Annotated in this window: 18 protein-coding genes; 8 read left to right on the top strand and 10 right to left on the bottom strand. The window is 60.8% G+C overall.

Annotated features, from left to right (window positions below):
- The first annotated feature begins 2 nt into the window (after positions 1-2).
- The 6 genes from AC1RJY_RS04180 to AC1RJY_RS04155 all read left to right on the top strand — a co-directional run bounded on the left by AC1RJY_RS04180 (position 3) and on the right by AC1RJY_RS04155 (position 5964).
- Positions 3-902 (top strand): sugar phosphate isomerase/epimerase family protein, encoded by a 900-nt coding sequence (locus tag AC1RJY_RS04180; RefSeq protein ID WP_014921670.1) that lies wholly within the window; start codon positions 3-5, stop codon positions 900-902.
- Positions 902-1894, top strand: coding sequence for a Gfo/Idh/MocA family protein (locus AC1RJY_RS04175; protein ID WP_014921671.1), 993 nt, complete (start codon positions 902-904; stop codon positions 1892-1894). Before AC1RJY_RS04180 ends, AC1RJY_RS04175 begins: the two co-directional genes overlap by 1 nt.
- Before the next feature lie 98 nt (positions 1895-1992).
- Entirely contained in the window at positions 1993-3360 is a 1368-nt protein-coding gene (locus tag AC1RJY_RS04170) for an MFS transporter (RefSeq protein ID WP_498601470.1), read from the top strand.
- Between the two features lie 134 nt (positions 3361-3494).
- Positions 3495-4481, top strand: coding sequence for a Gfo/Idh/MocA family protein (locus tag AC1RJY_RS04165; protein WP_498601468.1), 987 nt, complete (start codon positions 3495-3497; stop codon positions 4479-4481).
- Positions 4482-4617: 136 nt separating this feature from the next.
- Positions 4618-5367: an SDR family NAD(P)-dependent oxidoreductase gene (locus AC1RJY_RS04160; RefSeq protein ID WP_014921674.1), complete on the top strand. Its 750-nt coding sequence runs from the start codon at positions 4618-4620 to the stop codon at positions 5365-5367.
- 144 nt (positions 5368-5511) lie between these two features.
- Positions 5512-5964, top strand: coding sequence for a VOC family protein (locus tag AC1RJY_RS04155; protein ID WP_051024967.1), 453 nt, complete (start codon positions 5512-5514; stop codon positions 5962-5964).
- Positions 5965-6377: 413 nt separating this feature from the next.
- Here the strand turns inward: AC1RJY_RS04155 and AC1RJY_RS04150 are convergent, their stop codons facing one another.
- The 10 genes from AC1RJY_RS04150 to AC1RJY_RS04105 all read right to left on the bottom strand — a co-directional run bounded on the left by AC1RJY_RS04150 (position 6378) and on the right by AC1RJY_RS04105 (position 15947).
- Positions 6378-6932, bottom strand: a complete 555-nt coding sequence (locus tag AC1RJY_RS04150; protein ID WP_280115938.1) for a carbohydrate ABC transporter permease — start codon at positions 6930-6932, stop codon at positions 6378-6380.
- A 302-nt stretch (positions 6933-7234) separates the two neighbouring features.
- Positions 7235-8077: a carbohydrate ABC transporter permease gene (locus AC1RJY_RS04145; RefSeq protein ID WP_498601465.1), complete on the bottom strand. Its 843-nt coding sequence runs from the start codon at positions 8075-8077 to the stop codon at positions 7235-7237.
- A 144-nt stretch (positions 8078-8221) separates the two neighbouring features.
- Positions 8222-9478: an ABC transporter substrate-binding protein gene (locus AC1RJY_RS04140; RefSeq protein WP_498601463.1), complete on the bottom strand. Its 1257-nt coding sequence runs from the start codon at positions 9476-9478 to the stop codon at positions 8222-8224.
- A gap of 435 nt (positions 9479-9913) precedes the next feature.
- A complete protein-coding gene (locus tag AC1RJY_RS04135; protein WP_498601461.1) occupies positions 9914-10063 on the bottom strand; it encodes a hypothetical protein in 150 nt (49 codons plus the stop codon).
- Positions 10064-10571: 508 nt separating this feature from the next.
- Positions 10572-11678 carry a low temperature requirement protein A gene (locus AC1RJY_RS04130; RefSeq protein ID WP_238324570.1) on the bottom strand — a complete coding sequence of 369 codons (1107 nt, stop codon included), beginning with the start codon at positions 11676-11678 and terminating at the stop codon, positions 10572-10574.
- A gap of 208 nt (positions 11679-11886) precedes the next feature.
- Entirely contained in the window at positions 11887-12258 is a 372-nt protein-coding gene (locus tag AC1RJY_RS04125; RefSeq protein ID WP_286140360.1) for a hypothetical protein, read from the bottom strand.
- A 50-nt stretch (positions 12259-12308) separates the two neighbouring features.
- Complete coding sequence (locus AC1RJY_RS04120) at positions 12309-12458, bottom strand: hypothetical protein (RefSeq protein WP_498601458.1); 150 nt, start codon at positions 12456-12458, stop codon at positions 12309-12311.
- Between the two features lie 854 nt (positions 12459-13312).
- Positions 13313-13885 (bottom strand): flavin reductase family protein, encoded by a 573-nt coding sequence (locus tag AC1RJY_RS04115; protein WP_011774548.1) that lies wholly within the window; start codon positions 13883-13885, stop codon positions 13313-13315.
- A 2-nt stretch (positions 13886-13887) separates the two neighbouring features.
- Positions 13888-14934: a methionine synthase gene (locus AC1RJY_RS04110; RefSeq protein WP_498601457.1), complete on the bottom strand. Its 1047-nt coding sequence runs from the start codon at positions 14932-14934 to the stop codon at positions 13888-13890.
- Positions 14935-14954: 20 nt separating this feature from the next.
- Complete coding sequence (locus AC1RJY_RS04105; protein ID WP_014921681.1) at positions 14955-15947, bottom strand: DUF1852 domain-containing protein; 993 nt, start codon at positions 15945-15947, stop codon at positions 14955-14957.
- 120 nt (positions 15948-16067) lie between these two features.
- Between AC1RJY_RS04105 and AC1RJY_RS04100 the strand changes: the two genes are divergently transcribed.
- Together AC1RJY_RS04100 and AC1RJY_RS04095 are read left to right on the top strand one after the other, a co-directional pair.
- Positions 16068-17009, top strand: coding sequence for a LysR family transcriptional regulator (locus AC1RJY_RS04100; protein ID WP_011774551.1), 942 nt, complete (start codon positions 16068-16070; stop codon positions 17007-17009).
- Between the two features lie 627 nt (positions 17010-17636).
- A complete protein-coding gene (locus AC1RJY_RS04095; RefSeq protein WP_011774553.1) occupies positions 17637-17912 on the top strand; it encodes a hypothetical protein in 276 nt (91 codons plus the stop codon).
- The last annotated feature ends 253 nt before the right edge of the window (positions 17913-18165 follow it).

The raw sequence follows: 18165 nt of genomic DNA, 5'->3' as shown, positions 1-18165 counted from the left end.
CAATGCGGCTAGCGGGTCACACACTAGGCACCCCGAACCACACGGTTCCCCAAGCACTGAGTCTCTTCCGGGCCGCAGGGCTCGATGCGGCAGAAATCATCTACCAGGACGACTACAAGTCCGGTTTGCCCCTGGGGGAGCGGCACTCCGCGATGGAGGCACTCAAAGCGTCCGAAGGCGAAGGCATACCAATCGTGGGACTAACGCCGTACACCACAGCCATCAACTCACTGGACGATGCCGAATGGCGCAAAGCGGTCGACGAATTCCGCGGGGCCATTGATACCGCACAACTGCTCGGGGCTGACAGGGTCCGTGTCTATGCCGGCTCCTGGCACCCCGGAGATACCGACCACGCTGCGCGGTGGGGGCAGTTGCGCAAAGCCTTGGAGACCCTCGCACCCGAAGCCCATCAAGCTGGCGTCCGCCTTTGCGTGGAGAACCACTTCGGCACGATGACCCAGACCGCAGCAGACACCGCGGCACTCGTCCGGGAAATTGCCCAGCCGTCCGTCCGCGTGCTCTACGACCAGGCCAACCTGACTTTCACGCACGACGAAAGCTACGAAGAAGCCTTCGCCGTCCAAGGTGACCTGATCGGCCACGTCCACGTCAAAGACCTTGTCTTCACCGACCCGACGGCGACCTTCCGAGCCTCGGAGACGGCCAGAGTCAACGCCTCAGAGCGTGCAGTCCGGTCACGTGTGGTCGGAAGCGGCGTTGTACCGTGGTCCCCGATTCTCGCCGCACTGCTGAAGCACGGCTACGACGATGTACTGAGCATCGAACTCGAATACCGCTGGCACCCGCAAGATCTCCCCACCCCAGAGGATGGATTCCGGGAATCCGCCGCAGTCCTGCGCGCAATGCTCACTGATTTGGCCCAAGTAAGGAACGCCTGATGAACACCAATCGCCTCCGTGTCGGAGTTATCGGCGCCGGCAACATCGCCACGATTGCGCAACTGCCCACCCTCGTCCAACGGGACGACGTCGAGTTGGCCGCCTTGGTTTCCCGGCGCGAAGATCCCAGCAGCCTGGTCCGGCGCTGGGGCTTCCACGCCGCCTACAAGACAGTGGAGGAGATGCTGGCCGCGCAGGAACTGGATGCAGTGTTCGTGCTGACCCCGCGCTCCGAGCACGCCCACGCCGTCGAGCTTTGCCTCAACCGCGACGTGGACGTGTTCTGCGAGAAACCGCTAGCCCCAGCGACAGATGAGGCAGAGCATCTGGCAGACCTCGCCGACGAGCGGGGACGGATACTCATGGTTGACTTCAACCGGCGCTATGCACCCGTCTACACGGCCGGCCGGGAGGCTTTTGGCGACAAAGGCGCCACCTTCTGCGTTGCCCAGAAGAACCGCCCTGGATCCGAATACCGTGCAACGTTCGAGAACGCCATCCACATGGTCGATCTCCTGCGCTGGTACTGCGGAGGCGAACCTGAGCACGTGGCCGCCCACGCTGCTGGTGAAGATCCTTGGGAAGAAGACGGAATCGCAGCGACCATCCGCTTCAGCACCGGCAACACCGGCGTCCTGATGGCAGCCCGAACAGCGGGAGCATGGAACGAGAAGCTGGACGCGTACGGTGACGGGAAGACCGTCGAAGTCAGGGCGCCCGAGACAGTTTCCACCACCATCAACGGCGTCACCACTTCACGGGAACTGAGTGCAGAAGCGTACGGCTGGGCTACGGCGACAGACACGCTGGGATTCTCGGCCGCCGTTCACCATTTCCTGGATCGGGTCGGCGACCGGGCCCAGCCACTTACTTCAGGTCGCGAAGCCGTTCGCACCCAGCGCCTGCTGGACCAGATCCTCGCCGCGGCTGGCCTGCCCACAGAGGAGCAAACCGGGCGCGAGTGGGCGAGCCACGCAGTTAACGCACGCTGAACTACCAGCCCCATCTGCCGAAATTGCACGGGTGTCTGATACGGGTTCCTTGAAACTGGTGTCTTGAGCCAGCCTGTCGGATATAGGGAGGTGCCACCATGGCTCCACGTCGCCTGCCTCAGCGTGAATTGCGAGTCAAGGGAGCCGGGAGACGGCCGTTGCGCGGGCGTCTCACCGCGCTTGCGGGCATCCTGCTGGTTGCCTTCAGCGCAAGAGAGGCGGTTTCGGCGGTGTCGCCGCTTCTTGGCCACATAGGCGCAGACCTCCCCCTTGACGCCGTGACCACAGGGACCCTAGGGATGCTGCCGACCGCCAGCTTCGCGGTGATGGGCTTCCTTGCGCTGCCGCTGCTGCGGCGTATCCAGCTTGAGCACCTCCTACTGGTTGCCATTCTGCTGACAACGTTGGGTCAGCTCGGCCGCGCAGGGGGATGGGACGTGTTGGCATTTTTGGTGTTCACGTGTATCGCCATGCTCGGGATTGGTCTGGTCAACGTCGTGGCGCCGCCTCTCTTGATGAAGTTTTTTCCCGACAGAATCGGGGGTCTCGCGGCGCTCCACGTCACGCTCCTGGGTGTCAGCACGGCGGTGGCCGCCCAATTCGCAATTCCTCTAGGCACTCTTTATGGCTGGCGGTTCTCCATTGGTATCTGGGCTGTACTCAGTGCGCTTGCTGCGATCCCGTGGCTGATTCTTCTATCGACCAGACGGATCGTTGCCCGCACACCAGCCAACGATCAGCAGTCGCCTCCTGCGAACAGGGTCAATCCTTGGAGATCATCAATCGGATGGGGCACTGCATTGGTTTTTGCTGGTTGTTCCAGCAATACTTTTACGACGCTTACGTGGCTCCCGGCTGTCCTCGTTGACAGAGGACTAAGCGAGGAAACTGCTGGATCCATGCTGGCGCTGTATTCGATCCTTGCTTTGCCGGTCGCTCTGATGGTGCCCATGGTTGTTGTAAGAATGTCCCGCCCGCTACCTGTGGCCGTCCTGTTTGTGGTCGCGTTCGCCATAGGTTACGGAGGCATCATCTTCGCGCCACCAGCTTCTGCGGCGGTCTGGGTGGTCATTGCCGGACTAGGCCAAGGGTCCTATTCCTTTGCGTTCACCATGATCAATAAGCGAACACGAACGCAGGCCGGCTCAGGACGTCTGTCCGCGTTTGCCCAAGGAACCGGCTACGCCCTGGCGAGTGTCGGCCCGTTCCTCTTCGCGCTTCTGCACAGCCCCGGGGATGGCTGGCTGGCCTCGTTCGGCATGCTCGGTGCCTGGCTCGTGGTGCTTCTGGCAGGGGCCATCATGGTCAACAAGCCACGCATGCTCGAAGATCACTCGGCGGTACCGGGGCTGGCTCCCGGAGAATTACTGCCCTTCCAGGGTCCAACGGCAGCAAGCTGCAGAACGGAAGTCGGCGTTGACACCGAAGACTTCCGACCTTCGGATCCGAAAATGCCAGGTATTTAAAGGCCTTCTGGGACACCAAAGGGTGGTGCCCCCGAAATACACAACTGATCTCGTCGATTTTCTGAATTAACTCAAAGGAGAGATTTCATGAGCACCTCTTTCAACTTCGACCTGATCTTCGAGGGGCCCGCATCATGACGACGGCGGCACAGTTCCAGCGCGTCGCCGTGGTGGGGGCGGCCGGGTGGGCAGGATCCCGTCATGCACGAGCATTCACCAAGGTGGGTGCGAATGTCACCCACTTGGTGGAGAAAGACGAGAGGGCGGTCTCGTTGGCCCACGAGCTGGGTGCGCAGGTGGTGCCCAGCGTCCAGGAGCTTCGTTGTGATCAGCTGGACTTAGTCGTCGTCGCGTTGCCCACCACGCTACAACCGGATATCTGTGCGGATCTGCTGAACAGAGGATTTCGGGTGCTGACGGAAAAGCCGGTAGCTGCAGATGCCGAGAGTGCTGCCATAATGGCCGCCGCTTCGGGAGTGAACCAACGACTCATGGTTGGTTACACACTCCACCAGCATCCGGCCGTCCCGCTTATCTCTCAGTGGATCAGAGACAACGACGTGATCGCTGTAAACGTTCGATCGGTCGCATATAAGGAGACCATCGACTCCTGGCGTGCTGATCCGAAAGAGGGTGGCGTTGCGGTGGTGAATGGCATCCATGCCATCGAGCTGGTCTCTTCGTGGTTCGAGGGAGACCCAAGAGTCGTGGCGACCAACGCCAGCAGCAGCCTGTACGGGTCTCCGGTGCCGGAACACGTCGTTTCCACCCTCGAATTCCCCTCTGGAGCGGTATTTACCTTGCAGAGCTATTGGTCTCCCTGGCAGGAACCCCAAGGGCTCAACCAAGGGGATTGGAGCCTCACCATCGATGTTCTGGCCACTGGCGGCCGGATGTTGTGGTCGAACGATTCCCTCCACGTGTGGACCCGTGACGGCGGACAGCAGGAGAAAAACTTCGCACCCTCCGACCTCTTCCTCCGCCAGGCTCAAGCGGCCCTGAGGTTCTGCGCGGGTGAAACGCCTGCCGTTACATTCGCCCAGGCGCTCCGCGCCACGGAAATCGCCGATGCAGTCCGGACAGCGGCGGCCACCGGCGCCCGGGAGGCGCTCACCCCTTAAGCATCATCGAAATCCAAGCAAACGAGGACCGGCCGAACCGGGCAATTTCGAGTAAGGAAACGAACATGAAGACAGCACCCCACGCTCCGACCACAGGAGAACTGCAGGCAAACTGCGCCCAGAACGGAGATAACCGATGAGCCTCAAAGACCAGGTGGTTCTGGTAACCGGATCAAGCGGAGGAATCGGCGACGCCGCAGTCAGCGCTTTTATAGCCGCAGGGGCCAGGGTCATCGGCGCCGACCGTTCCCCCAAAGAGGACCAGGCCCTTCAGGCGTTTTATCCCCTCGACATCACCTCGGAACAACAATGCGCAACGGTCATACAGGACATCGAAGCCGAGTACGGACGTGTCGATGTCCTCGTTCACGCGGCCGGAGTGCTTGGCCCCACGCCGGACATCATGAACACAACCACTGAAGAGTTCGACTCCATCCTGAGGATCAACGCAACGGCGACCTTCACCATGGTCCGGGAGACAGCAAAATCCATGCTTGCGACCGGCACTGCCGGCGCCATCGTGGTCCTGTCCTCAGTTGCGGCCAAAGAAGCACGCCTCAACTACCTGCCCTACAACGCGAGCAAGCTCGCAGTCCTCCACATCATGTGGTCCTTTGCTGAACTTCTCGGACCCAACGGCATCTCCGTGAACGCGATCGCCCCAGGACCCGTGAACACGCCCATGTGGGCGCAATTTGCCCGGGACTCCGGCCCCGACGCGGCAGCCAACCGAGCGAAGAGGGCAGCGCAGCTGCCGATGCGTCGGTTCGCCGAACCTGATGAAGTAGCCCGGGCCATCCTGTTCCTTTCCGATCCCGACAACCGCTACATCACGGGAGTGTCTCTCGACGTGGCCGGCGGAGCACATCTGGGAATCGGAAGTTGAAATGTGCGACGAGGGCTTGTTATTGGCCGCTCGTGCCACTGTGCCCTTGCCTCACTGAACCCAACAACGCTTTAGGGCCGCTTTCATCCTGAAAGGCAGTTCAGCAATCAGAGACGAGTCCCTGACCTTCGAAGGAGACACTTAATGCGACATCACCACACTGCCCTGCACGTCACGGATATGGAGCGGAGCGAGCGATTCTATGTGGATGGCCTCGGACTGGCGCGTTTGGATGCCTGGACGTCGGGACCATATATCGGAGAACTTTACGGCCGTCCTGACGTAACCGTCAGAGCCATGCTTCTCGCTACCCGTGACGGATCCTTTCGGCTGGAACTCGCCCATGCCGAGCCGCTACTGCCAGCCGTCAATCCATCAGAGGCGCAACCGGGCACCGCTCACCTCGCCTTCACGGATATTGATGTGCGACAGGTTTACACCAGAATGACAGCGCTCGGCTACAGCGCGGTATCAGAGCCCGTTGCTCCGACCTCCGGACCCATCGCAGGCGGGTGGCTGGTTTACCTCCTCGATCCAGACGGAAATCGCGTGGAGCTGATTCAGCCGCCAGACTGGCGCTCGAGCAACGACTCATAAGTCGCTCGTCTTCTGAATGACGCACTCCGTCAGCCCATGCGTCCGAGTGCGTACCGAGGACTGCCCCCGGACAAAGTACAGGGCGCGTCCGGCATAGGTTGCAAAGGCAGCCGGGCGGGCAGGCTGGATCCTGCCCGCCCACACTGCATCCAGTGTTTCAACACGCAGAACGCCTAAAGGTCCCAGACCGCGTTTGGCTCGCCGGCCGAGATTCTGCGCTCCGGAGTGAACTCGGTGGCCATGAGCCCCTCGCCGGCAATCAAGTTGCCCCGGCGGGCCGAGCCAACCACCGACTGAAGGAAATATCAGGTGTCGACTTATGTCGGTCAGCCACCAGTGCCTGGACCGCCTGATGCGGTCACGGGGCCTGCCTTTTTTGCGTTGTCGGATAGTGCGGCTAACGGTTGCTTCAGTTATCCCTTGACACCGCCGGATGTCATGCCGGCAACGAACCAGCGCTGGAATGCCAGGAAGATTGAGAGAACCGGGATGAAGGCTACGACGATGAATGCGGCGAAGAGTCCCCAGAAGCTACCGAAGCCGGTGGTTATGTATCGCACTATGCCGTTCTGCACGGTCTTCATGTCTTCTGTGGTGGCGAGGACGGTGCCCACGAGGAAGTCGTTCCAAACGAATACGAAGATGAAGATGGCTACGGCGGCGATACCAGGCCGGATGAGCGGGAGGATGATGCGCCACAAGATCTGCATGCGTGAGCAGCCATCAATCGCCGCCGCTTCCTCGATTTCGACGGGTATATTTTCGATGAAATTGCGCAGAAACAGGATGGTTTGTCCGCAGATGATTGCCGTGTAGACGATGATCATCATGGGGTATGTGTTGATCAATGCGGTTTTGACAAACATGGAGTACAGCGCGATAAAGACCACGATCGCCGGGACCATGGAAAGGACCAGAATTCCAGTCATCAGAGTTTCCATGCGGCGGCTGCGATACCTCGTTGCCACATACGCTGCGGGGATGCAAATGGCCAGAGCAAGAACGATCGAGCCGCCGGCATAGATGAGAGAGTTTGCGAAAAAGCGGATGTTGGTCGATGTCAGAAGACCAACATAGCCCTCGGATGAGAAGGGGGCAGGTATCCACCTTGGCGGGAATTCCAACGTGCCAGACGCGGTCTTAAGCGACGTGGACACAATCCATGCGACCGGGGGGAGTACCACCGCTGCGGAAAGTATGATGTACGCCCAGGCCGGAACGGCCTTTATGAAACTGCCCAAGCGTCGTTGGCGGCGCGGGGATGTGATGCTCACAAGCTTTCCTTCCGTCGGAAGCGAATGGCGACGAGGGTGAGGGCGATATTGACGGCGAAAAGCAGGATTGCCGTTGCCGAGGCTCCCGAGAGGTCAAACTTGTCGAACATCTGGTTGTAGACCCGCATGGACAAGGTTTCTGTGGAGCCGATGGGGCCTCCTCTCGTGGTGACCAGGATGATGGTGACCATCTGCACATAAAGCATGAGAAGGACGACCACAACGGAGACGATGGTGTTGCGCAAGTAGGGCAGTGTGATGTTCACAAACTGGTGCCAGATGCCGCCGCCGTCCATTTTGAGGCTTTCGCGGAGCTCCTCAGGAATCGTTTGAAGGGCGCCCAAGAAGAGGAGCATGGCTTGCGGGTAGGACCACCAGGCTGACATCAGAGTTACTGCAACCAGCGCACTGGCCGGAGATGAGAAAACGTCAGTGGGACCGAACCCGAGAGATTTAGTGATCGCTGATGCCGGACCATAGTTGGGGTTGAGGAACCAGAGCCAGATTGTTCCTGCAGTGGCCTGTGACATCAGCCAAGGCAGGAGGAAGAGGCTCCGGACCGAACGCTTGAAGCGGTGAAGGTTGTTGAGCACGATTGCAGAAAGCAGCCCCGCCGGCAGTGCGATAACCAAGGCGCCGAGCGAGAACACCAGGGTTGTCCAGATGCGGCTCGGCAGGTCGGAGTCTGAGAACAGTCGGACAAAGGAATTCAGGCCCGTGAATTTGCCGATCTGGTAATACGACGTCTCGTGGAGGGCCGTCCACGCTGTGTAGATGAGCGGTCCCACAAACACAAAGAGGAAGACGACGCTGACCGGGAGGACGTAGAGCCATACCATTCGATCCCTACGGACCCGGCGAAAACTTGGGGCGCCCAAGGGAGACGTTGCGGTGTTGCGTGGGCTGCGGGTGGGGCTTTTTGTAGACATTTCTGTCCCTTCCGTGGGGGCCTGATTTCTCAGGCCCCCAGATATCGCGAGCGGCTACTTCTTGTTGGCCGCATCCTGCGCGGAACGGATAAAATCGCTGCCTGATGAACCGTTGAGAGTCAGCTTCTGCCCGGCTTGGGAGAGGCCAGTGGCAAGCGCGGTCCATGTGTTGGAATACGTCCGCGGTTCACTGTTGGTCTTGACGTAGGCGGCGATGTCGTTGACGGTCTTTGCCTCCGGAGTGGAGAAAAATGGTTGCTGGTAGGTGGCCGCACGGGTGGGTACCTCACCGCCGGTTGCCATCAGAGCACCGGCTTCCGGGCCGGTCATGTATTCGATGAACTTCCAGGCGGCCTCGGTATTCTTACTGCCATTGCCTATGCCCAAGGTCCACCCAATGGTGGTACCTGTCGTATCGCCGGTACCCGCTTTGGGTAGGGCCGTCCACTTGAGGTCCTTGTTCTGCGAGCCGAAGGAAACCGCTCGTTCCGTGCCCAAGACTGCCATGGCAACCGTGCCGCTCGCCATGCCGTCAGCTACGGTGCCGTACGTGTCAGAAACGACGTTGCTGCCAAGAGCCTTAGCGTCCCTGAGCTTGGCCAGGAAGTCACCAAACTCGTTGCCTTTGGCCGTCGCGAAACTTGCCTGCCCATCTTTGTTCCAGATTTCCTGATCCACTTGTGACATGAAGCAGTTAAAGAACGTGCTGATGATGGCCGAGTTGTCCGTGTCCGAGAAGCCGGTCCCGAAGCCGGTATAACCAGCGGCAGCAGCTTTCTTGGCAACTTCGACTACTTGGTCGTACGTGGTGGGAACTGTCGCGCCGATCTGGTTGAGGATCTTTTCGTTGTAGTAGAGGGCGCAGGTTCGGTATTCATATGGCACGGCAACCGGTTTGCCGTCGGGGCCCGCCAGGGTGTCGGTGGGGCGCAGCCAGTCGGTGACCTTCGAAGCAGCGTCAGGCAGCGGGGAGTAGACGCCGGCAGATGCCATCTGGGGAACGACTGGAGTGAACATCTTGAAGACGTCAGGGGCCTGACCTGCTGCCGCGGCCTGAGGCAGCCTGTTCAACATGTCGCCGAGCGAAACAACGGAGAGGTTGATCTTGATGTCCGGATTAGCCGCCTCAAACTTGGCAATATTTTCCTTCAAGGCTTTTGAACGCGGATTGGCCTGGCTGGGATCGAGGAAGTCCCAGTAGCTCAATGTCACGGGCCCTTTGGGTTCCGAAGCTGAGGGTGAGCAGCCACTGAGGGCAAGGCTGGCTACGACGGCTGTTACGAGCGCCAAGCCCCATCGCTTTTTGATCATGAATTTCTCCTGTGAACGGATTTGCTGATGCGGGAGCATGCCGTGCTCAAGCGACGCGTGCTAAGTGCGGGACACCGACGGTCGGGAGAAGTCGTTTTGGTCATCGAGTCTCTCCTTTGAGATCGGTTGCATTATCGAAAGTAGCAGTGAGATCGGTTGCTGAGATCGGTTGCACTAAATTTAGAGCCGAAGGATGGCTCTGTCAAGGAAAGATTTGATGTGGCATTTTGGACGTCCGAATTTCGGCATTGAACAAGGAACTCAGGTGGTCCACCTTTCGCCTGTCCGGCTCTAAAGTGGCTCCCACAGACTCGTTCCTGCCCGCACGCATCACGATGAGTCTTCGGATGTGATCGCCACTCACAGGGCCGATCGCCAGACACGGGTATCTCCTTCGGATCAGGCCAGATCCCACGCCGTTATGCAAAAACTCCCTCAGGGGATGCCGAGGTTGGTTTTGTAGGCGGTGGTTTTGTTGGTGTTCCAGCCTGCGATGATGCCGGCGCCGAGCATGTGGTCGGTGAGTCGTGCGTTGCGCCGCTGATAAGCATGGACCCCGCGGCGCCAGAGAGGCCTGCGGAGCACTGGCAGCCCCCATTGATTGTCAGCTGATAACGCCGAAGGCGCCTGTCCGTCGTTGAAGGCCCATATTCAGACCTGTATTCCGCGTAACCCATGGACTGCGTCATTCCGACAACGCAGTACGAGAGGATTTCTGATGAAAACCTCTCGTGAGCCCGATGTGTTGACGATCGCGAACCGCAGCGCTCAATGGCGCGCTTTTGTCAGCGCTATTTTGTCACCCCGGGTCAAGGGGCTTGAGGCGAAATCGAGGTCAGCACCGGCTGCAGCTCTCTAGGCACAGAAAGTACTTTGTCTTCGACCACACCGGACGGCTCGCATGTGCCGTGGGCTTGGGGTTCCCCACCCAGCGGATTGGCCCTGGCGGCGTCGCCCGGTTGGGGCCGGTGGTGGCCCGAGCGGGGCAGGAGGCACGTTATGCGCTCGGGTATGAGGGGCACGGGGACTGGCCGAGGACGCCCTGGCCTGCCAGGTTGGATTCAGGACTTGTCGCCTGGCATCGGATGGGCTGTCAGTTGATTGGCTGTTTGAATCGGCGGCGACGGATCACGGTGTCGGCAACTGCTACGCCAATGAGGGGAAGCAATGCGCCCATAGCGGCAACGAAGGCGGGCAGGAGAAGGCTCAAGCCTGCCAGCACCGCCAAGGTGCCGATGCCGATGAGATCAGTTGGATGGCGCAGGCCCAACACCTGGCGGATAAAAATGCCTCGGCCGGCAAGGAAGAGGGCGGGGCCGCCAAACAGGAGCAGAACGGTGGACAGTTCCGGACGGGCGGACGGATCGCTGATCACAAGCTGATCGCCCGCAGCCACAAGGATCAGGCCAGCCAGGAGCATCAACAAGGTGTTACCCGCCAATATGCCCGGCCGAAAATGATCATCGACCGTGGCGAGCTTGTCCAGGATGTCCCGTTCGAGGCTATGGAAGTAGCACCACCAGATGGCGATGCTTCCAGCCAAACCTACAGTCCCCGTCACAAAGATCAGAGGGTCCTCCAGATTCCCCGCTATTGCCAGGCCGGTCGAGAGGATTGTCTCGCCGAGCGCGATCAGGTAGAACAAACCAAACCGCTCGAACATCCTTTCCCCCGGGAGCGGAACCCGGCTTCCTTCGGTTTTGCGGCCCGGCAATCGGTGAGCCAGCATATGGCCAAGAAGGTCAATCGCGGCAGCAACACCCCAGATCATCAGACGTGGCACCGCATCAAAGAAGACCCCGGCAATCCAAAAAGGCGCGCTCATGAACCCCCAAGTCAGCGTGCGCACGAAATGGTTGTGCGTTGTCTCATCCAGTCCCGCCGTAAGCATCCACGCACCGCGGCCCAACTGGACCGCCAGATAGCAGGCAACGAACAGCCAGCCGAAAGCGCCAAATGACGAGTCGATGGAGGCGTTCATGAACAGCGTGACCAGCATGACGATCAGCAGCATCCACTGCACTTCCCGCAGCGAAGTGTCCAGCAATGTTGCTGACCAAGTGGTGTACACCCATACCTTGTAGACCGCCAGAAGCAGCACGAATGTCTCCCCGGCACCCAGCCAGGACAGATGTTCCAGTAAATGATGGGACAGCTGTGACAGCGCGAAGACGAAGACCAGGTCGAAGAACAGTTCCACGCGGGTAACCCGGTCTCCGGAGGTCGCGGAGCGCATCAGCGACCTGGCACGGACCATCAGTATCCTCCACTGGACCAGGAACGGACGGATGCCCCCTCCTGTTGTCGACAACAGTGGCTGTGGTCAGTAGCAAAGTCAAGGGAGGGGAGCCAGCACAAACGTCAGGAGGTCGCAGGCGCGGGAGAGCGGCTTGGTTACACGGAAGATATCAGCGCATCAGGTTCACCGCCGCGTTGACGATCGATGCTTCGTCTATGCCGTGGATGCGGCAGGCGTCCTCCACGTCGGATGACTGACCGAAATCCCTCACACCCAGTGAGACAGCTCGGTCCCCGCGTGCCCCGGCCAAAAAGGACAGGGTGTGTGGGTGCCCGTCCTGGACCGTGACAAGGGGCGCAGGAGCGTGCCGCGGAAAGAGAGCGTCGACGATGTCGAATCCGGCTGGTCCGGATCCGTGGTTCAGCGAGTTGCGGCTTTGGAGGGAGTCGAAGACCAGGTCGGGGCTGGTGAGACAGACGACGCCGGCCGTGATGCCCAGTTCTTTCAGCCGTGCAGCCGAGGCGATGACTTCGTGCATCATTGCTCCGATGCCGACCAGGGTGACCTTGACTTCGACCGGGTCGTGGTCGCTCAGCCGGCCACCGAGTGCCAGCGGCGTCGCTCCACCAGCACCTCGTCCGTCGGCATGGCGGCCAGGCCTTGATCCAGTGGACGGGTGGTGAGCCGGAAGTAGGCAGAGCGTCCTCCGGGGAGGCCGATCCGGCGCTGCGCCTCGAGCATGCACCATTCCGGATCCTGGGCGAAGGCAGGCTCCCAAGCCGTGCACTCGGCTGTTCCAGGCCAATGGAGGCAGTGGTGAGGGATTGGTGGGCGCCGCCTTCCGGTGCCAGAGTCACACCTGACGGTGTTCCAATGAGGATGGACTGGCCGCCGGCATACATGCCAAAGGACCACGGTTCGAGGGTGCGGGCCACAAAGGGGTCATAGATGGTGGCGATCGGAATCAGGGGCTGACCCCAGCGGCTCCAGGTCGTTCCGAGCTCGGAGACCAAGCCCACGAGGTTGGTGGAGGAGGCAACGTCAGGACTGCAGGTGACGACACGGTGGGCTACGTCGGGCGCTGCCCGTTTCAGGTCGGACAGGAACCGTCCCAGCGCCGCTGCGTGGAAATTCTGTCACCATAGCCCCAAGGCAGGGAATCGGGGTTCTGTTCGAGCGGAGCCTGCTCGGGTTGCCTGCGTTTGAGGCGGAGGGATGTCCGGGCGCAGGTCCGTTCCTCGACCGTTCCCGCGGGGAATTTCCGTCAAGGATCGCCCAGGTCCATCCCTCGAGCAGCAGTCCAATGGCATGTCCGGCGAGGTCCCGTACCGCCACAGCCTGTCCGGCCGGGAAACATCGGACTCTGCACATCCAAAAACGGGAACGGGCTCTGTCGACGGGGGCTACTATGCGCGAGATGCTTCTTCCGTCCGGTGAAGCACTGATGTGCCCTGAAGTTCGAGTTCGCGTCTGACGCGGCATAGGCCATTCGGGATGTCGATGGACGCTCCGGCGTTAACGAGGACGACGGCGGGAGTTATGCTCCCGCCGTCGTGCGCCGTTCGGCTTGCCGCCTCGCATCGTTGGCGCGGCGCTCAGCCTTCATGCTTGGAATGCTCGCCCAAGCGGTGCCATGAGCGGTTGTGGTAGACCAGAGCGTCGCCGGGTTCGCCAGCTTGGACGTCACGCATCACGCGGGACTCCAGGGCGTGAACGGCGATGATTGTGGAGGTCCCCACCTCCATGCGATTGACGACGGCGCAGCGCACCCAGGCGCGGACATCGTCATACACCGCTTCGCCGGTTGCAAGGGTCGACCAACGGTGCGTCTGGTCAAAGCGGTCGGCGCCAGGGGTCGCGCCAAACTTCGCCAAGTCGACGTCGTGCGCGTCCAGCAGGTGCACGACGACAGTTTCGGCGCGTGAAAGCACCTCGGAGGCAGAGGACAGTGCCGAGACCGAGAAAATCAGCAACGGAGGTTCCGCACTCACTGACACCACCGACGATACCGTCAGCGCCACCGGTCCTTCGCCGGCATCCGCCGTGATGACGGCGACACCTCCCGGGTGGCCGCGGAACAGTGCTTTGAAATCGTCGGCCGATAGGGAGGACGGGAAGCCCGGCTTGGGAGCCTCGAGCCGGGTGTCTGGGGGGTAAGCGTGAAACATGGTTATGACACCGGGGTTGCAGAGCGGGCGAGTTCTTCGCGAATGATGTTCGTCCCTGCGCTGAGAGCACTCAGCTTGGCCAGTGCGACGTCCCGGGGGAACGGTGCCATGCCGCAGTTGGAGCTGGCGATGAGCTTGTCCGCATTGACGAACTGCAGGGCCTTGCGGAGGGTGTTGGCGACGTCCTCCGGGGTCTCGATAATCTCGCTTGCGACGTCGATTGCCCCGAGCATGACTTTCTTGCCGCGGAGGAGCTCGATGAGGTCCATGGGCACGTGGGAGTTCTGGGATTCCAGCGAGATGATGTCGATGCTGGAGCTCTGAAGCAGCGGGAACGTTTCCTCGTACTGCCGCCACTGTGAGCCGAGCGTCGCTTTCCAGTCAGTATTCGCCTTGATCCCGTAGCCATAGCAGATATGCACGGCGGTCTCCGCACGCAGCCCTTCTGCCGCCCGCTCCAGCGCAGCCACGCCCCAGTCCTTGACCTCATCGAGGAAGACATTGAACGCGGGCTCGTCGAACTGGATGATGTCCACGCCGGCCGCCTCCAGTTCTTTCGCTTCCTGGTTCAGGATTGCAGCGAATTCCCAGGCCAGCTTCTCGCGGCTCTTGTAGTGGTCATCGTAGAGCGTGTCCACCATGGTCATGGGGCCGGGAAGAGTCCATTTGATCGGCCGGTCTGTGGTTGCGCGGAGGAACTTTGCGTCTTCGACGAATACCGGACGCTCGCGGCGCACCGCTCCGACGACGGTCGGCACGCTCGCGTCGTAGCGATCGCGGATGCGCACGGTCTTACGCTGTTCAAAGTCGACCCCGCTGAGATGTTCGATAAAGGTGGTGACGAAGTGCTGGCGGGTTTGCTCGCCGTCGCTGACGATGTCGATGCCGCGTCGGGTCTGTTCGTGGATGGCGATGCGCAGAGCATCTTGCTTGCCCTCGAGCAGCTCATCTCCCTCCAGTTTCCACGGGGACCAAAGAGTCTCCGGCTGTGCGAGCCACGATGGTTTCGGCAGGCTTCCGACAACGGTGGTGGGCAAAAGTGTGTTCATGATTGACGATTCTCCGTGGGTCAGTTGACGAGAGCGGGGTATTTGGCGGTCCACTGGTCCAATAGATCCTTGTGGGGCGTGATGAAGTGTTCCTCCGTGTACTTCGCCTGAGTGATCGCGAGCTGACTGCGCTCTACGCGGTCATAAGCGATCTGGGTCCGCGAGTAGTCCTGCTCTCCCAGGCTCGGCTGGTAGACGACGGCGGCGGCGGAGTTCGCGTTGTAGATCTCCGGGCGGTAGATCTTCTGGAACGTCTCCATAGTGCTGATCGTGCCGATGAGCTGCAGGTTGGAGTAGTCGTTAAGCAGGTCGCCGCGGAAATAGAAGGCGAGCGGCGCAACGCTGCCGCGTGGCATGAAGTAGCGGACCTGCAGCCCCATCTTTGCGAAGTACGCGTCCGTCAGCGAGAACTCGTCCTGCTGGTACTCGACGCCCAGGACGGGGTGACGGTTCTCCGTTCGCCGGTACGTCTTGCTCGTTGAGACGCTGATGCACACCACTGGCGGCTGCGGGAAGCGTTCCTGGCACGCCGGGGAATCGAGGAATTGCTGGAACAGTTTGCCGTGAAGATCGCCGAAGTCCTCGGGCACGGTGGGCCCGCCTGCCGCCGCTGCTGCCGCTGGCAGTACGACGCTGAAGTCGAAGTCACGGACGTACGAGGAGAAGTTGTTCCCCACGATCCCTTGGTGGCGGACCCCGTTCAGCTGGTCGACGATCTGGATGTCGAGAACCTCGAACAGCGGGAACTGCTGATCCGTACCTTCCGCGGTGAACTCTATCTGCACGGAAACGATCTCAAGGTCGAGCGTGTAACGGTCCCGGTCCGGGTTGTCCCAGCTTGCGAGATCGTTGAAGCGGCGCCGAATCATGGTCAAGGCGTTGCGGAGATTCTCTTGGCGGTGCTCGCCCCGTGCCAGGTTGGCGAAATTCGTCGTGATCCGCGAGCCTTCCGACGGGGAGTAGTCCTCGTCGAAGGGGGTGGTGGTGATGCTGAAGGTGAAGTCGTCTGCCATGTGCTGCCAATCCGTTGATGGGCCGGAGACGGCCTTTCAGAAGGTGATGTATCCATGGTGCAGCTTTCCGATGGGTATCAGGTAACTAGTGGTTACTATGCATTCATATAGAATTTCCCTATGTCCCAGATTTCGAGCGGATTGACCCTGCAGCAGCTCCGTTACTTCATAGAAGTTGCAGCTGAGGGATCCATCTCCGCGGCCGCCGATCTTCTCTACGTAGCGCAGCCGACAATGTCCGCCTCGATGAAGGATCTTGAGGCCCGGGTTGGCCGTGCACTCCTGCTTCGCTCCGCCCGCGGAGTCACCCTCACCGCCGACGGGGTAGAGTTCCTCGGCTACGCGAGACAGGTCGTAGAGCAGTTCGCTCTCCTCGAGCAGCGCTACCTTGGTAGGCCACCGCGGCGACGTCTGCTCGGGGTGTCAACGCAGCACTACTCGTTCGCGGTGGACGCCTTCGTCCGGATGGTCAAGGCCACTGATGTGGCCGAATACGAGTTCTCGCTGCGTGAGTCCCGTACTTGGGACATCATCGAGGATGTCCGGACGCTCCGCAGCGAGATAGGCATCCTCTACCGGAACGATTTCAACCGGAAGGTCATCGACAAGCTGCTCCGGGAATCCGGGCTCGCGTTCACTCCACTCTTCCTCGCCGATCCGCACATCTTCATTTCACGGAAGAACCCGCTCGCCTCAAAAGAGCGTGCAACTCTCGACGATCTCGCCGGCTTACCGCGGCTAACCTTTGATCAAGGTGCGAACAACTCCTTTTACTTCGCCGAGGAGATTCTCTCCACCTTGTCCAGCAAGCAGGAGATCCGGGTCTCTGACCGTGCCACGATCTTCAACCTCATGATCGGGCTCCACGGGTACACGATCTCGACGGGCATCATCAGCGGGCAGCTCGACCCGGAGATCGTCGCTATCCCGCTCGACGTTGACGAACGCATCGAGATCGGCTGGATCGGCCACGCCGCGATTCCGCTCACCGACCAAGCGCAGCGCTACCTCAAGGAATTGCGGGCCGTCGTGGCTGAGTTCGGCGTCGCGCTACTCGACTGACTGCCGCTGAGCGGGCGGGTCTTTACCCTGCAGTGATGGCACGTAGTTGATGCAGCCGTGCAGGTTGCTGAGCCGTGAGGCATGTTGGGCAGCCCTCGGAAACTGCAAGACAAAGATGCCTAGCGGGCATGCCCCCGTCAGAGGGGTTTTTGCTTTTGACGTGTATATATTCTGTTCGGTCAGGTCCCTCTGACACTGGCCGCGGGTGCGCTTGGCGTTGCGGGTCGCCTGTTTAGTTGTGGGGGGAGCACGTTATGGCTGGTGTGCCCTGCGCTTGCCGTGAACTGGGACTGAGCGTTCCTCGCTTGGTTCTTCTGGTTGGCCTACACCGCTTCATGGGTGGAAGGGCGGAGCGCAACATGACTTCTGGAGGACGAGTCGAAGCCACCTGGTTTCAACTCGTTTTTGGTTCCCAAAAGCGAGTAGCTGCAGCAGCGTGAGTCTCCACACGTTATTTTGAGTAGATCGTAATAAGGCGTACCTTGGATGTAGGCCAGAGTAGCCCTCGAGTACCGCACCGGTGAACATCCCCGGGCCGGCAGGGCAAGCAACACAACCAGCACAGCCCTTCCGCTTGAGCGGCACTGAACCTGAACCGGCCCTGATCCTGAACCCCAAGGAGAACCCATGACTTTGCTTACCGAGCGCCCCGCAACAACCGAACCCGCCCCTGAGGCCGTAAACCGTATCTCTGTAGCCGGTACCGCACTGCGTGGCGGCAGCTACGTATCCCTTCCCGCAGGCAGCGCCCAGGCCCGTGTTGAAGGCGCCTATGTCACCGCCCCCTGTAGCCGAAAAATCTCTGCTGTCACCCATGGCAGCTATGTCGCGGTATCCGGCGCTCCCGCTGTTGCCGGCGGCACCGTCGAAGGCAGCTACGTAACGCTTTCGAAGGCAGCCTAAGCCCCGGGCGTCTGTGGTGGATGGCGCCATCCGGCGCAAGAAGGGGAGGACGACGGCGACACTGCGTGTCGTCGTCGTCCCTTTTTATGCAGCCTTCGGCGGTCGGCGGGTTGTCCACATGCAGCACTTCGGGGCTGCCTCCATGGGGTGGCCGCTGCAATGCTCGAGGTGCCCAGGCGGCTCAGAGAGGCCCCCTCCCGGAGCGGTAGCACCCAAGCCCCGCCTGGGCAGTCACAGCGGCCGGCACCTCGGT

It is taken from the genome of Arthrobacter sp. GW822-FHT05G07 (assembly GCF_058799755.1).
The sequence above is the reverse complement of the archived record's forward strand: the minus strand, read 5'-3'. Positions and strand labels throughout refer to the sequence as shown.